Below are 15,306 nucleotides of genomic sequence, written 5' to 3'. Positions count from 1 at the left end.
GAATTTGAGTGTTTACTCAGTTTTTTTCTTTAGGCATCGCTAATATGGTTAGATTGAAGGGAGAAATGAGGATTATGCTGTCATTCATGCCGGATTGGAATTTCGTCATGTTGTTGTGGCTGCTGCCGGTTGTATTTTTCATTCACGACGGAGAAGAGATTGCCACGATGGAATGGTGGCTCAGGAAGAACAAGAACAGCCCCTGGATCACGAAATTTTCGCCCGTCTCCATTCCGTGGGATAAGAACATCACCCTGCAATTCTCCTTTGCCGTACTGCTGATTGGCTTCGTTCTCACCTGCGTAACGTTTCTAACGGCGCGCGCCTTCGATATCGGCAGCCCGTTCAACGGCCTGTTCGCGGGGTTCGTTACGGTGTTCCTGCTGGACGGCGTGAAACATGTGGGGGCCTCAATCGCGCTGAAGGCATACACCCCTGGCGTCATTACAGCTGCGGTCCTTGAAATTCCATACGGAATTTATGCGCTCAACCGCCTGCTGTCCACTGGAATCGTGGATGCCACGGCATTCGCGATGGGAACCCTGATCTCCCTGCCTCTCATTCTGTTTCTGGTCTGGTTTGGTTTAACGCTTGGGAAACGAATCGCGCCGCACCGCATAAATACGTAGGCTCCGATAACTGTGCATTTCAGAAAAAAAACAGCGACTGCTCGACATTTCAAGCTGCAGCTTGCAGAACTATACAAGAATCGTCTATCGACGTACTTTCTCGGCAGTCAGGCCGCATTTAGCGGTATTTTTCTTAAAACAATAGAGTTGGATAGCCTCGCCAAAAACTGCATTACAAGAAAAAATGCCGCCGGATCCGATCATCCGACGGCATTTCGATTCGTTACGAATTGGCGTTATCCTACAAGCTCCAGTTGCGCCTTGGCTTATAACCTGCCTTCTCCAGGAAATCCCGCTCCGTCTCTGGGCCAAGACCCTGAATTCCAACCTTGGCGCTCATCGAAGTAATCAGCATCCGGCTGGCCACTTCCAAGGTCTGCAGGGCCATCCGCGCTTCGCGAATGGTCGTATCGTACACCACCACGCCATGATTTTCTAACAGCAGCACGTTGGCAAGCTTGGCCTTTTCCCGAACGCCCTCGCCCAACGCGTCGCTCCCCGGATGATAGTAAGGCACGCGTTCGATCCGCTCGAGATAATACATCGTCTCGACGAACATATTGGAGGGGAGCTCCAGGTCGGAGCAGGCAATCAGCGTTGTGTAGAACGGAGAAGCATGAAGCACCGCCCCGATCTCCGGACGGCTCTCGTAAATCGCCCGATGCATGGGCGTTTCCTTGGAAGGTTTGCGCCCCTCTGCGCCATATACGTTTCCGGACAAATCGCATTCGATCAAGTCCGCTTCCTCCAATTCGCCAAGGAACGTCCCGCTCGCCGTAACGATGTAACGGTCCCCTTCCGTTCTGGCGGAGATATTCCCCGCATTGCCCCAAGCAAGGTCATATTGCATCATATATTTGCCGGTGTGCTGCAGTTCTTTTCTAATCGTTTCCGCGCTAGCCATGATCAATACCTCCTGTATTTCAATACCTAATTTACAACCAATAACTACTTATAAGACGAGTACCCGCATGCTGCTATTTGCCGCCTAACAGGTTTGGCAGGAACATCGACAATTGCGGAAGATACGTAATCAGCATCAGGTCAATGATCAACACGATATAGAACGGCACCATGCCCCTTGTGATTTGATCCAGCCGGATCTTCGCGATTTGGGCCGATATGAACAGATTGATGCCGAGCGGCGGCGTGCACATCCCGATCGCCAGGTTCACGATCATGATGATGCCGAAATGCGTCGGGTCGATGCCGAATTCGGCCGCTACCGGCGCCAGCAGTGGTGCCAGAATGATGATGGATGCATTGGACTCCATGAACATGCCCACGATGAGCAGGAACACGTTGACCAGCAGCAGGAACACGATCGGGTTGTCGGATATGTTCACGAAGAAGCCTGCAACCGCCTGCGGTATTCCTTCCCGCGTCATGATCCAGCTGAACAATCCTGCGCTTGCAATAATGAACATGATGACGGAAGTCGTAATCGTGGATTGCGTCAGAATGTTGATCAGCTTGGAGAATTTAATCTCCTTATACACAAATACGCCAACGATGAACGCATACGCTACGGCTACGCCCGCAGCTTCGGTCGGCGTGAAGATGCCGCCGTATATTCCGCCGAGAATGATGATCGGCATAAGGACCGCCCAAAAGGATTCCTTGAAAGCCTGCCATACTTCAGCTGGGGTCTTTCTCTTCTCGCGTGCATAGCCTTTTCGTTTCGCAATGATATAAACGGCAATCATCAGCGATAAACCAATCATAATTCCTGGAATAAGCCCCGCCATAAACAGATCACCGATCGAGGTTTCGGCAGCGACCCCGTATAGAATCAACGGGATGCTTGGCGGAATGATAACCCCCAGCTCACCGGACGTCGCTTGAAGGGCACCCGTAAAGTTCTTATGATAGCCCCGGGAGATCATAGCCGGGATCAGGATGCTGCCAAGCGCCGCGGTTGCCGCGGCGGAGGAACCGGATATGGCGGCAAAGAACATCGAGGTTACAATCGTTACGAGTCCAAGTCCGCCCGGCAAATGGCCTGTAAGTGCATTCGCCAGATTCACCAGCCGTCTTGAAATTCCGCCGAATTCCATCAAGGTGCCGGCGAATACGAAGAACGGAATCGCCATAAGCGGGAATGAATCCGTTGACGTGAACGAACGCTGGACGAGTACAAGCAGCGGCGTGCCGCCTTCCCACCAGATCGCTACCGCAGACGCCATTCCCATCGAGACGGCAATCGGAACGCTGATGGCGAAGAATAGGATCAAACATCCGAATAATACGATAGGCATTATAGACCTTCCTCCTTCGCTGGCGGGATGGTATCGGAAACGATCGTTTCCAAAATGACCGCTACCGCATTGATGATGAGCAGCACCGCGCCAATCGGAATAGCTGCATATGGAACCGACATGCTAAGCCCCATCGCTGCCGACGATTGCACGGAGACCCGGTTCAAAATATCGATGCCCTGGACCAGCAAAAGAACGAAAAACACGATGCATATCGCCATGACGGTGATGCGAATCACCTTTCGGTTGACTTCACTCACGAGCTCCGGCAGCAGCTCGATCGCTACCAGCCGATGATGGCGCAGCGCCAGTGAGGAACCCAGGAAAACAAGGTATACCATCAAGTATCTGGCCAGCTCCTCGGACCAGTGAAGCGGATACCCGACAATCCGGTAAATAATCTGCATGATAATCAGGATGGACATGACACCCAGGATCATGGCCACTGCGATGCCCACGAGTTTGTTGAGCGTATCGATCGCTTTTAATGTCTGCCGCATGGCTTATCCCCCCTCTTGAAGAAAAAATGGTTATGGCGTGTTGATGATTTTGTCGTACAGCTCTCTTCCGTACAGGTTGGCAAAGCGTTCATGCACCGATTTGGCCGCCGCTTCGAACGGTCCCTTATCCACTTCCACGAACTCCGTGCCGAAATCCTTAAGCTCATTGATGATCTGCTCTTCCTGTTCAAAGACCAGTTGATTCTCGTATTCCGTCGCTTCTTTGGCCGCTTCTTCAATAGCCTGACGCTGAGACTCATTCAAGCGTTGATACGTCACTTCACTCATCGCGAGCATCACGTAACCGTATACATGATCGGTCATCATCATATACTTCTGGACTTCCTGAATCTTGGAGCTGGCGGTAAAAGCAACCGGATTTTCCTGCGCGTCAATAACCCCGGTTTGAAGCGATGAATACACTTCGCCAAAAGCCATAGGCGTCGGCGTCGCGCCCATCGCCTCCCAAGCCGCAATGGAAGCCGGAATTTCCGGTACGCGGATTTTTAAGCCGCGCAGATCGCCGGGCGTTTCGATCTTCTTGTTGGCCGTCAGCTCGCGCGGGGTTCTCATCCAGAACTCCAGGCCGCGGACCTCGGCATTGTCAAGCAGGCTCTGCTTCAGTTCATCGCCGACGTCTCCATAGAGCACGTTCTCCAAATGCTGCTTGTCCCGGAACAAATACGGCAGCTCCAAGATGGCGTAAGGACTGTAGAAATTCGATAACACGCCCGCCGGCAGGGCAAAATCCACGGACCCGATCTGCATCCCCTCGATCAGGTCACGGTCATTCCCGAGCATCGAGCTGGCGTACACCTCTACCTCAATCTCGCCGCCCGTTTTCTCCTTGACCAGTTCCGCAAACTTGAGCGCGCCCAGATGCCACGGATCGGATTCACCCGTAATGTGACCGAGCCTTAGCTTGAGCGGGCCATCATCCGTATTCGGCTTCGTCATAAATAAAGCGCTTACAATGAGCAATGCAGCCACCATGACAACTGCGAGTCTTTTCCACATTTGTCGTTCCCCCAATCTGATATGAAGTTCCTGCAGCCTCCGCCACTGAAAGCAGAAGCTGCGGGGACATGTTGGTAATTAAAAGGTGACGATGACCTTCAGGGATGAGTCCTCTTTCTTGTCGACCAGGCGGAACCCTTCCGCGGCATCTTCATAAGGCAGCCGGTGGGATATGACGGCTCTGACGTCCACCGCACCGCTTGCCAACAAATCGATGGCGGAAATGGTATCCTCGCGTGTGTATGTCATGCAGCCCACAATCTCCTTCTCGGTTTGCTGCAGATTCACGATATCGAAGGTTTGCGTGCCATGGAACATGGCGATCGTTACGCAGCGGCCGCCTTTACGAAGCAAGGCAAGGGCATCATCCACGATCCCGGGTACCCCGGCAGCAATCAGCACCTTATCGAACTCGCCGGCAATCTCCTTCTTGGCTTCCTCGGTCCAATGTTCTTTGCCGCGAATGTTCAGGGTATGGGTCGCCCCCATATCTTTCGCGGATGCCAGCGCATAATCCATGACGTCCGTCACCATGAGCGTGGTAGCGCCGGCAGCCTTGGCAGCCGTCATGGCGAGCAGCCCGATCGGTCCTGCACCGAGGATGGCGACCTTGTCTCCGACTTCGATCCCGGCCTTGCGTACCGCATGGACCCCTACCGCGAAGGGCTCAACCAGCACGCCCAGCTCATGGTCCAGCTGATCCGGCAGTTTGAATACGCATGCCTCCGGCGCCGCGAAATACTCGGCCATCGAACCGTACCATCCCTTGAGGCCCGGCGCTCCCCGTTCGGCGCAGTAATTCGTCCTTCCCGTCAGGCAGTAATCGCATTTGCCGCAGCCGACCTGGGGCTCCACTGTCACCCGATCGCCGATTCTGAAAGATGTGACGTCCTTGCCCACCTTCACGATTTCGCCGGACACTTCGTGGCCGATAATGACGGGCGGCTTCCGGAACAAGTGCAGTCCTTTGTAGGTATGAATATCCGATCCGCAAATACCGGCGGCTTTGACCCGGATCAGAACTTCCCCTGCCCCGATCTCCGGTACGTCTACGTCTTTAACGACAACTTTGTACGCATCCTCCACATATACAGCCTTCACTGTCTCTCCCCCTCGTAGTAATTCAAGATGGCGGTCTGATCCCGTATCTCTCTGTTATATAAAAAGCGCTTGCTTCGATTCCTGCAGATGCTTGCGCATCACGTCGGCGCTGCTCTCCTTGCCGGTTTTCAAGGCCTCATAGATCTTCCAATGATCCTCAAGGAACTTCTCCATCCTGTGCGGATCCTTCCGCAGATGCCGGCGGGTGATTCGCTGAAGATGATCGTGGTAGTTCAGGAGCACCCTGTGGATTTCCTGATTGCCCGTACACTCGCAAATGATCAGGTGGAAATCATGGTCGGCCTGTGCGAAATTCTTGACGTCAAGCCGGCTGACGATATCGGCGGTTTCGGCTAAATTGCTCTCCAGCTCCTGCATCTGCTCAGGCGTAAGCCTAGATTCGACCTGCTGGCAGTTGAACGTCTCCAGCGCGATCCGAAGATCGTAGATATCCACGATCCGGTTCACGGACAGATCGTTGATGATAATGCCCTGTTTTGATGAAACGGTGACAAAGCCCTCGGCTTCCAGCCGCGTCAACGCCGCTTTAATCGGCGTCTTGCTCATTCCCAGCAGCTCAATCAATTCCCGCTCGGACAAGAAACGCCCCGGCTCGAACTTCTCGTTCAGAATGCTTTCCTTGATTTCATTGTAGGCCACGTCTTTTAACAGAAGTGAAGAAGCGGTCCCTTTGCTTTTATCCATCGTCATTCGTTGATTCTCCTATCTTGGCAATTGATCCGTGCTATTGATCCGGTTCAAGGAACCCGGCATCCCGTACGCTGATAAAATAATCCGGTGATCCCAGCTGCCCGCCCTTGAGAGCCAATTCAAGGCCGTCAAGGCTGGCGTCGTCCGAATATACCCTGCAGAGCGGAGCTCCCGGGGATACGTCCCATATCATCTCCAGCCCGTAGGCGCCCATTTCGCTGGTGACAAAACCGGAGGTGTCCCCTCCAGCGACGACAATCCGGCCGAGCTTGGCTTGCCCCATGATCCGCTTGGTTAACTTCCCGAGGCTTCTGCCGATAAACTCGCCCGCTTCCGCTCCGGTGAAACCCATGGCCTTCAATCGCGTTCGGGTCTCGCCGATCGCTTCATCCTCCGGGCCAAGCGCCGTATAGAGCACAACGCTTTGTCCTTCTGCGAGAACGTCTACAGCTTGTCGAACAAGTTCCGACCGGGCCGTTCCCTGGGTATCTTCAATGGCGTCCGGCGTAATGCGAATGCCGCGGAAACCTGCGGCTATCGCCCGCTCAATCTGAAGCCGACTGACCGGCGAAGCACTCCCGGACACTGCCAGAATCGTATCGGTAGGCTGGACGGGCGCTGCGGGCGCGATTTTCTCAGACGAAGGGGCAGCGAGCCCGAGCTCATCCCAATGGGCAGCCAAAGCGTATTCGACGCCGGACGAACCGACAACGAATGCCCCCGCCCCTTCGGGTTTGTCCTGAATCAGCTGGCCGCACCGCTTGAGCCTGTCCTCATCCAAGGCATCGAACAGCAGAATTCCCGGCTTCCCTTCCAGTTTATCACGATATCGGCCAAGAACCGCATCCGCGTCTCCATCCAGTTCAACGATATCCATCAATGCAATCGTATCGGCCGTCTGCTCCGCGAGATGAAGTCGCAAATCCGCCTCATGCATCGGCGTGGATGGATGCTGCGACATGACGGGATGCCGGTCCAAGCGGTACACCGTATCATGCATTTTCGCAAAATGCTGTCCGAACAGCGTATAGCGTCCGAGGCGTGGCGCTCCGACCAGCAGCGGAACCGTAACCTGATCGGAAAAATAGTCTCTGGCCACCCCAATCGCGCGGCCTATACTGCCAACCTCCGGTGACGAATCGAAGGTAGAGCACGTCTTATAGTGAACGAGCGGCGCGCCGCTCATGGACAGCTTCTCAAATACCGGCCGGAGCTCGGCCTCCATATCCTCCGGGGATTTGGCTCTGCTGGTGCCCGCTACCCCTATGCAGCGCAGGCCTTCAAACTTCTTGAGCCGATCGAGTGAAGGAGCTTCCAAAAACAGCACCGTGCGGTAACCGCTTCGGGCCAGCGCCTCCATCGCATCCGTCGAACCCGTAAAATCATCGCCATAGAAAGCAAGCAGCAGCTCATTATCGTTCATGCTCGTCCCTCCTGAATCTATGATAGATCTATCATAGATCTATTTGAGACCTATTGTATGTGCAGCGCTTTCAAAAGTCAACACTCTTTTCGATTAAATGTGAGATATGTCATTGCGAATCTCCCCCTGGACGACTTCGTTTTCCTCAACATATTAGCCAAGCGCCGGCTCATAAGCTTAATGGATGGCAGTTAAACCGGATACGTTACGTTAACCATATGGAGGGAGATACCGATGATGGAGGATCAGAACCAGAAACGAGGAAATGCCGGCCGTATACCCCAGCCGATTCGCAGCGACGGTGCAGGCGGGCCGGACTATGGTCCGCGGGATGTGATGAGGGATATCGAGAATCCCGACATGCTTATACCTCCGGTCACGGATGCGGGCTTGATGCCGAATCTGAAAATGTCGTTCTCCGACACGCATATGCAGCTGAATCACGGCGGCTGGTCGCGGGAAATTACGGTACGGGACCTGCCGATTGCGACCACGCTGGCCGGCGTAAACATGAGCCTGACGCCCGGCGGGGTTCGGGAGCTGCATTGGCATCAGCAGGCGGAATGGGCCTACATGATATGGGGCAGCGCCCGGATTACGGCCATGGATGCAAGCGGCAGGAATTTTATCGCGGATGTGGGACCGGGCGACCTTTGGTATTTTCCGGCCGGCCTCCCCCACTCGATCCAAGGACTCGAGGAAGGCTGTGAATTTCTGCTGGTCTTTGACGACGGCCACTTCTCGGACCTGAACACCTTATCGATCTCCGACTGGTTTGCCCACACGCCTAAGGACGTGTTGTCCGCCAACTTCGGCGTCCCGGAGAACGCCTTTGCCCATATCCCGAAGGAGCAGGTTTATATTTTTCAAGACCAGGTACCGGGTTCGCTTGCCAGCCAGGAGGTGCAGTCTCCCTACGGAACGGTGCCGCTCAGCTTCAAGCACCGGCTGTTGGCGCAAGAACCGGTCATAACCCCCGGCGGAAGCGTAAGGATCGTGGATTCCCGCAATTTCCCGATCTCCAAAACCGTTGCAGCCGCGCTGGTCGAGATCAAACCTGGCGCCATGCGGGAGCTCCATTGGCATCCGAATCAGGACGAATGGCAGTATTACTTGACCGGGCAGGGAAAAATGACCGTATTCGCCGGCAATGGAGCAGCTCGGACCTTCGATTACAGGGCCGGCGACGTCGGTTACGTGCCTTTTGCCTTCGGCCACTACATACAGAACACGGGGACGGAATCCTTATGGTTTCTGGAAATGTTCAGAAGCGACCGGTTCGAGGATATATCCTTGAATCAATGGATGGCCTTGACGCCTCGGGACCTGGTCCAGGATAACCTGAGAGTCGGAAACGAAGTCACCGATGCTTTGCGCAAGGAGAAGTGGCCCGTCGTGAAGTATCCGGGATTTTCGTATTATCCGCGATAAGGCCTCATCCCCCTGTTTAGTCGCGGATATTTCCCCTTTTATCAACTGGTCATGCAGACCCGCCAAAGGGCATGATTCCGTGGAGGTCTGCATGTGCCGTTATCCTGAGATTGACTTTTCCTTCCTTCTGCCATATAGTTCAATAATGAAACTGTTTCATACGTGAACTATTTGAGAGGAGAACTATCATTGAACGACAAAGCAAGGCAGTGGATCGACCGGTATGTCGATGTCTACCTGCTGGTATCGCGGCGGATCAATGCCCAGATTCGAGAGCAGCTCGGCGAAGACCTGACCAGCGACCAGTTTCAGGTGGTACGCTTGATCAACGGCATGGATCGCTGTACCTCATCCTATCTGGCGGAAGCGCTCGCGGTCGGCAAAAGCTCGGTCACGGCCATCGTAAACCGTCTCGTGGATGCCGGCATTATCGACAGAACCCGGGACGAAGCGGATCGCAGGCTGGTGTATCTGACTTTAACGGAGTATGGACATACGATTTTTGAATCGGCCCAGGAGCAGATGAGGGAGATCATCTCCCCTTACCTGCAGCATTTTGAAGAAAAAGATATCGAAATGTTTATCTCGATGTTCGAGAAACTGGGGCAATTGATGTTTGAATCAGGGGGGAGAAAGAATTGAGAGCTATACTGAAAGCAAGATGGGCCATCATCGTGCTGTGGCTGGTGGCCGCCGTCGCGCTGTTTATGTTCGCGCCTTCCATGGCGGACCTGGTGCGGGAGAAGGGCCAGCTATCCGTACCGGATGGATATACCTCTTCGCGCGCGGCTGAAATCCTGAAGGAAGCTTCCGGGGGCGAGGGCGGGGAAACCCTGAACCAGGTTGCGCTTGTCTTCAACAAACCCGACGGGTTAAGCGAAGCGGATAAGGAAAGCATCCGGCAGGGCGTTCAAGCTTTAAACGACAATAAAGACAGCCTTCACATCGATTCCATAAATGAACCGTTCACGCAGACGGAGCTGGAAGACACGCTGATCGCCAAAGACGGCAAGACCATCATGGTCGCGCTTCAGGTCAGCGGAGGCGAGGAGGCCGTGAAAGAGCTGCCCGGGAAGGTCGATCAGGTGCTCGAAGGCGTTCAAGCCGACCATTACCTGACCAGCGAAGGTCTCATCAACGAAGATACCATCGTCAGCTCCGAGGAAGGCCTGAAGAAAACGGAGTATATTACGGTCATCTTTATTCTGTTGATCCTGTTCGTTGTATTCCGTTCCTTCGTGGCACCGTTCGTGCCGCTGTTGACCGTAGGGCTCAGTTATCTCGTGTCCCAGTCGGTCGTGTCCTTTCTCGTGGACCAGTTCAACTTCCCGATATCCACTTTCACCCAGATCTTTATGGTGGCCGTCATGTTCGGGATCGGAACCGACTACTGCATCCTGCTGATCAGCCGGTTTAAGGAAGAACTCACCACGTCCGAAGATACCCAATCGGCCATTATCGAAACTTATCGGAAAGCCGGCGGCACCGTGCTTTATTCCGGTCTTGCCGTATTCGTCGGCTTTGCAGCCATCGGTTTATCCAAGTTTATTCTGTATAAATCCGCGGTTGCGGTCGCGATCGGCATCGCGGTTATGCTTCTTGCGTTAGTCACGGTCGTGCCGTTCTTCATGGCGGTCCTCGGTAAGAAACTCTTCTGGCCGTCACGCGGCAAGCTGGAACACAGCGAAAATAAACTATGGGGAGCGGCCGGTTCCTTCTCCCTCAAGCGTCCTTGGGCCGCCATGCTCGTCGTGGCCGTCATCGTCGGGCCCTTCCTCGCTACGTACAGCGGCAAGCTGTCGTTTAACAGCCTGGAGGAAATCGGTCCGAGTTATGATTCGGTCAAGGGCTTTAATATCATTTCGGACAGCTTCGGTCCCGGGCAGTCGCTGCCTTCCACCATCGTGATCAAGAACGATGACCGGATGGATACGGCGGAGTACATGGGACTCGCGGAAAAAATCAGCCGGGAAGCGGAAAAGGTTGAAGGCGTTTCGAGCGTTCGCGGACTTTCGCGTCCAACCGGCGAGCAAATCAACGATTTCCTCATTCCGACTCAAGTCAAAACGTTAAATGAAGGATTGGGAGAGTCCAAAGACGGGCTGACCCAAATTCAGAACGGACTTTCCGAAGCAGGCAAGCAGCTCAGCGAGAATGCGCCGAAGCTGGATGAGGCTGCTGCGGGAGCGCAAGAGCTGACGAAGGGAACGGCCGACCTGAAGGACGGCATCACTGAGCTTGGTCAGGGTCTCAGCGCCATTCAAAAAGGGATTCAAAGCGGAAGCGCCGGTGCCGGCGAGCTCAAAGCCGGACTCGCCAAGGCAGCGCAAAGCGCGAAAGAGTTGGCCGCTGCCCACGACCAGCTGCTTCAAGGCTACAAGCAGCTCGACACCGGATTAGCGGCCCTAAACGGCGGCGTTGCCGGAATCCAGGAACAGCTTGGCGGCGTTGCCACGGCTCTGATAGGACTTGAAGGCTCCTTCACGGGATTGGAGAGCAGCCATCCGGAACTCGTTCAGGATACCGATTATCAAACGATTAAAGGCACCGTTACCCAAACGGCAGCAGGCACGGCAGAGCTGGCCGCGGGGCTGGGACAGATCTCCGAGCAGCTTAAGGGCGCATCGGCAGGCTTGTCGGAAGCCAACGCCGGCTACGCCAAGGCAGCCGCAGGGCAAACGGCGCTTGCCGACGGTCTGCAGCAGCTTGTGTCCGGGATCGCGGAGCTTCAATCCGGCCTCTCGCAAGCCGCTAACGGGCAGGGCCAAATCGTAAGCCAGATCCCTTCCATTACGGGCGGGCTGGACCAGCTGCAGGGCGGCCAGAAGCAGCTTGCCGACGGGTTCGGCGATCTTACCGGACAGATCGGAGAGCTGACGGAAGGTCTGAATTCCAGCGCCGACGGGCTGAAACAAATTTCGGACGGACTGCATTCCGCTCAGGATTACCTGCAGCAAATTCAGGACGTTCAGGATGAGGACCTCAGCGGATTCTTCATCCCGCAGGAAGCCCTGGAGAACGAAGAATTCCAGACGGTATTCGATACCTACTTGTCCGATGACCGCAAAGTGATGACGCTGGATGTGGTGCTGTCAACCAATCCGTACAGCGAAGAAGCGCTGGGCAGCGTCGAACAGATTCAGGCAGCCGTCGACCGTGCAGTAAAAGACACGAAGCTGGAGAACGCCGAGGTTGCCATCAGCGGCATTACCAGCACCAACAACGATTTGCAGAGCATCTCGAATGAAGATTACACGCGTACCGTGATTCTCATGCTGAGCGGAATCTTCATTATCCTGGTCGTGCTGCTGCGATCCATCGTGATGCCGATCTACCTGATTATTTCGCTTGTCATCACGTACTTTACCGCCGTCGGCGTTACGGAGATGATCTTCGTCCACGGCTTCGGGTATTCCGGCATTACTTGGGCCACTCCGTTCTTCAGCTTTGTCATGCTGATCGCGCTAGGGGTGGATTACAGCATCTTCCTGATGGCACGCTTCAACGAGAACAAAGCCTGGAACGTTCAGGATGCCATTCTCCATGCCATGCGCAACATGGGCACGGTCATTCTGTCCGCGGTGGTCATTCTTGGCGGTACCTTTGCGGCCATGTATCCATCCGGCGTATTGTCCATGATGCAGATCGCCACGGTCGTCTTGGTAGGACTTGTGCTTTATGCACTCCTGTTCCTGCCATTCTTCGTGCCGGTGATGGTTCGCATCTTCGGCCGGGCCAACTGGTGGCCGTTCAGCCCTAAGGAACAGGGCGACGCTTCCAGAACGGGGCATGACCTAAAGATGTAATTAACATATTATGTTGAATACGATAAAAAGGGCTGCACCCTCGTTAGGCATATGGGGGATGCAGCCCTTTTGTCGCTCCCTCCCAAATATCGGAATCTTCATGCCATTCTTCCGTAAGGGCAGGGCTATCGCATTCAGAGCATGGTACGGGCCGTTATGTCCTCTACTGCACAATTCCGATATAAAACCCGTCATATCCCTTGCTTCCAACCGTTTGAATGGCCGTGCCGGCAATCGAGGAGTCTGCCGACAGCATATCCATGAATTTTCGGATGCCATGCACCCGAGGGTCTGTGCTGTGATAATCGACGACTTCTCCGTTCCGGATGACATTATCGCTAATGATGACGGTGCCGGCCTTGGAGAACTGCAGCGCCCACTTCAAATAATTCGGATTGTTCGGTTTATCGGCATCGATGAAGATCAGATCGAACGGATCCGCCTTTTCCTTAGCCAGCTGCTCCAGCTGCGCCAATGCATCGCCTACGCGGATGCTGACCCTATCCTCCAGTCCAGCCAACGCTACGTTGGATTTGGCAACCTTCGCATGATGCGGATCGAGCTCCAATGAAATCAGCCGCCCTTCTGCCCCGATCCCCCTAGCCATCCAGATCGTGCTGTAACCACCAAGCGTACCGATCTCCAAGATTCGTTTCGCTCCCTTGATCTGAACGATCACGTTCAGCAGCTTGCCCTGAGCGGGAGATACATCGATCTCAGGCAAGCCTGCCTCCCGGTTTGCGGCCAACACCTTCTCCAGCACCTCGTCATAAGGAATCAAATGTTCCGTCACATAATCGTCCACTTTACCCCAAGTCGCAGCATCATTCGCATTCGCTTTCATGCCTGTTTCCTCCCTTAAACTTCAAATTGGATTTTACACATTCATTGTATGTGATTTAGTATTATAAAAATAATATATAATTAAATGGGTTATATAAATATAATATATAAATTAGACAGGAGTGCGGCTCCATATGAATTTACATGCCTTACGGCTGTTTCACGTCATTGCCACAACCGGCAGCGTCACCCGGGCTGCCGAATTATTAAATATAAGCCAGCCGGCCATAACGGCACAGGTTAAGAAATTCGAAAAGGAGCTTTCCCTTACCCTGTTCAAGCCGCAGGGCAGAGGCATCGGATTGACGCAGGCTGGCGCCGAGCTGCTCCCCCTTGCCAAAAGGCTCTTCTCGGTTGAGCAGCAGATCGAACAATTCTGCCGGGATTACCGCAGCGGTTCGAGGGGGCATATCCGACTGGCCGCAACCTACCTCCCCTCCCATTTTCTTCTGCCGGCCTGGCTCGCAAAATACAAGCAGCGGTACGAAGACGTCGAAATGAGCATTACCACCACGAATTCCAGCGATGCGCTTAAGCAGCTGCTGAACATGGACGTGGATCTTGCGATATACGGCGGCCTCCCTGAGGAATCGCCGGATACGATACAGACCGAGGAGCTGTTCCGGGATGAGCTGTGGTTTGTCGTCTCCCCCGACCACCGTTATGCCAATCAGCATATCTCCCTGGACGAGATGATGAGAGAGCCCTTTGTCATGCGTGAGGAAGGAAGCTCGACGCGGGAACGGTTATTTGCCTTATGCCGCACCCACAGCGCGCCTTCGCCCCGCATCACGCTGCAATTCAACGGCCTGCACGAAGCGATCACGGCCGTCGTTGCCGGATACGGAGCCAACTTCGTGTCTTCGCTCGTAGTGCGGGAATACGTGGAGCGCGGTGAGCTCAGCCAGGTATACGTCGATGGCATCGTGCTGCAAAATATCATTGCGGTTTGCACCCGCAAGCATGAAGCGTTATCCGCTGCCGCCATGAATTTCGTGGAGATGATCCGGGAACGGCCATAAGATAATCGTATGTCGTTTGGGAAGATGGAGCTGCGCTTTTTGGAGCTTGCCTGCATTAGTTCCTTTGGGCCTTATCTGAGAAAACAACCCGTATGCTGCTATTCATGTGAAGGATGACCTAAACATTCATTTATGACGATAATAATCTGTTTAATACCGACCTCATCGCCTCCGTGTTCCACGACTTGCGCGAATGCGGCACGCAATGCCTCCGCCAGAATGATGCCCAATTCTACGCCAGCCACTTCAACGTGGAATTGATGGTTGGACAAGTATCGGAAGGAAGCCAGGATGCTGCCGGACCTGTTTTTCTCGTGCCCTCTGTCCGGGATGTATACGAGAACAACCCCGGCAAGCTGCAATTGATCGGCGAACCGGGCGAAACTCCCGACGGCCTCTGGTTGAGTGCCCAGGATGATTCCGGCAACGGAATCTACTTTACGGATGAAAGCAAGCACGAATCCTGATTTTCATTTATGCATGAGGCACCTCCGGTCTTAAATGCCGGAGGTGCCTTTTCCCGCTATTTGACATAACATAAGGGCTTCCCGCCAGATCCAGGATC

At 54.3% G+C, this 15,306-nt stretch carries 14 protein-coding genes; 5 read left to right on the top strand and 9 right to left on the bottom strand.

The window, feature by feature from the left end:
• The first annotated feature begins 74 nt into the window (after positions 1 to 74).
• Positions 75 to 629: an HXXEE domain-containing protein gene (locus RB298_RS18285; protein ID WP_486047896.1), complete on the top strand. Its 555-nt coding sequence runs from the start codon at positions 75 to 77 to the stop codon at positions 627 to 629.
• A 241-nt stretch (positions 630 to 870) separates the two neighbouring features.
• On the opposite strand, the gene RB298_RS18280 is transcribed toward RB298_RS18285, so the two are convergent.
• The 7 genes from RB298_RS18280 to RB298_RS18250 form a co-directional block, all read right to left on the bottom strand.
• Positions 871 to 1,533, bottom strand: a complete 663-nt coding sequence (locus RB298_RS18280) for a class II aldolase/adducin family protein (protein ID WP_486047894.1) — start codon at positions 1,531 to 1,533, stop codon at positions 871 to 873.
• 73 nt (positions 1,534 to 1,606) lie between these two features.
• Positions 1,607 to 2,887 carry a TRAP transporter large permease gene (locus RB298_RS18275; RefSeq protein WP_426198117.1) on the bottom strand — a complete coding sequence of 427 codons (1,281 nt, stop codon included), beginning with the start codon at positions 2,885 to 2,887 and terminating at the stop codon, positions 1,607 to 1,609.
• Complete coding sequence (locus RB298_RS18270) at positions 2,887 to 3,387, bottom strand: TRAP transporter small permease (RefSeq protein WP_090909365.1); 501 nt, start codon at positions 3,385 to 3,387, stop codon at positions 2,887 to 2,889. Before RB298_RS18270 ends, RB298_RS18275 begins: the two co-directional genes overlap by 1 nt.
• Before the next feature lie 30 nt (positions 3,388 to 3,417).
• Complete coding sequence (locus RB298_RS18265) at positions 3,418 to 4,404, bottom strand: TRAP transporter substrate-binding protein (protein ID WP_486047892.1); 987 nt, start codon at positions 4,402 to 4,404, stop codon at positions 3,418 to 3,420.
• 78 nt (positions 4,405 to 4,482) lie between these two features.
• Entirely contained in the window at positions 4,483 to 5,505 is a 1,023-nt protein-coding gene (locus tag RB298_RS18260) for a zinc-dependent alcohol dehydrogenase (protein WP_304146240.1), read from the bottom strand.
• A gap of 54 nt (positions 5,506 to 5,559) precedes the next feature.
• Positions 5,560 to 6,216, bottom strand: a complete 657-nt coding sequence (locus tag RB298_RS18255) for a GntR family transcriptional regulator (RefSeq protein WP_090909362.1) — start codon at positions 6,214 to 6,216, stop codon at positions 5,560 to 5,562.
• Positions 6,217 to 6,250: 34 nt separating this feature from the next.
• Positions 6,251 to 7,639 (bottom strand): four-carbon acid sugar kinase family protein, encoded by a 1,389-nt coding sequence (locus tag RB298_RS18250; protein WP_486047889.1) that lies wholly within the window; start codon positions 7,637 to 7,639, stop codon positions 6,251 to 6,253.
• Positions 7,640 to 7,873: 234 nt separating this feature from the next.
• Here RB298_RS18250 and RB298_RS18245 point away from each other — a divergent pair, with 234 nt between their 5' ends.
• The 3 genes from RB298_RS18245 to RB298_RS18235 all read left to right on the top strand — a co-directional run bounded on the left by RB298_RS18245 (position 7,874) and on the right by RB298_RS18235 (position 12,876).
• A complete protein-coding gene (locus RB298_RS18245) occupies positions 7,874 to 9,070 on the top strand; it encodes an oxalate decarboxylase family bicupin (RefSeq protein WP_486047887.1) in 1,197 nt (398 codons plus the stop codon).
• Between the two features lie 189 nt (positions 9,071 to 9,259).
• Positions 9,260 to 9,712, top strand: coding sequence for a MarR family winged helix-turn-helix transcriptional regulator (locus tag RB298_RS18240; RefSeq protein ID WP_090909359.1), 453 nt, complete (start codon positions 9,260 to 9,262; stop codon positions 9,710 to 9,712).
• Entirely contained in the window at positions 9,709 to 12,876 is a 3,168-nt protein-coding gene (locus tag RB298_RS18235; RefSeq protein WP_486047886.1) for an MMPL family transporter, read from the top strand. Before RB298_RS18240 ends, RB298_RS18235 begins: the two co-directional genes overlap by 4 nt.
• Positions 12,877 to 13,039: 163 nt before the next feature.
• On the opposite strand, the gene RB298_RS18230 is transcribed toward RB298_RS18235, so the two are convergent.
• Positions 13,040 to 13,720 carry an O-methyltransferase gene (locus RB298_RS18230; protein WP_486047884.1) on the bottom strand — a complete coding sequence of 227 codons (681 nt, stop codon included), beginning with the start codon at positions 13,718 to 13,720 and terminating at the stop codon, positions 13,040 to 13,042.
• A gap of 133 nt (positions 13,721 to 13,853) precedes the next feature.
• Here RB298_RS18230 and RB298_RS18225 point away from each other — a divergent pair, with 133 nt between their 5' ends.
• The gene (locus RB298_RS18225) at positions 13,854 to 14,741 is read left to right on the top strand and encodes a LysR family transcriptional regulator (RefSeq protein WP_486047882.1); all 888 of its coding nucleotides are present in this window, start codon (positions 13,854 to 13,856) and stop codon (positions 14,739 to 14,741) included.
• A gap of 98 nt (positions 14,742 to 14,839) precedes the next feature.
• On the opposite strand, the gene RB298_RS18220 is transcribed toward RB298_RS18225, so the two are convergent.
• A complete protein-coding gene (locus RB298_RS18220) occupies positions 14,840 to 15,199 on the bottom strand; it encodes a hypothetical protein (RefSeq protein ID WP_486047880.1) in 360 nt (119 codons plus the stop codon).
• Between the last annotated feature and the right edge of the window lie 107 nt (positions 15,200 to 15,306).

It is taken from the genome of Priestia sp. BR_2, assembly GCF_041954005.1.
In the GTDB taxonomy this organism is placed as follows: domain Bacteria; phylum Bacillota; class Bacilli; order Paenibacillales; family Paenibacillaceae; genus Paenibacillus_AQ; species Paenibacillus_AQ lautus_A.
This window is presented reverse-complemented; position numbering and strand designations above follow the sequence as displayed.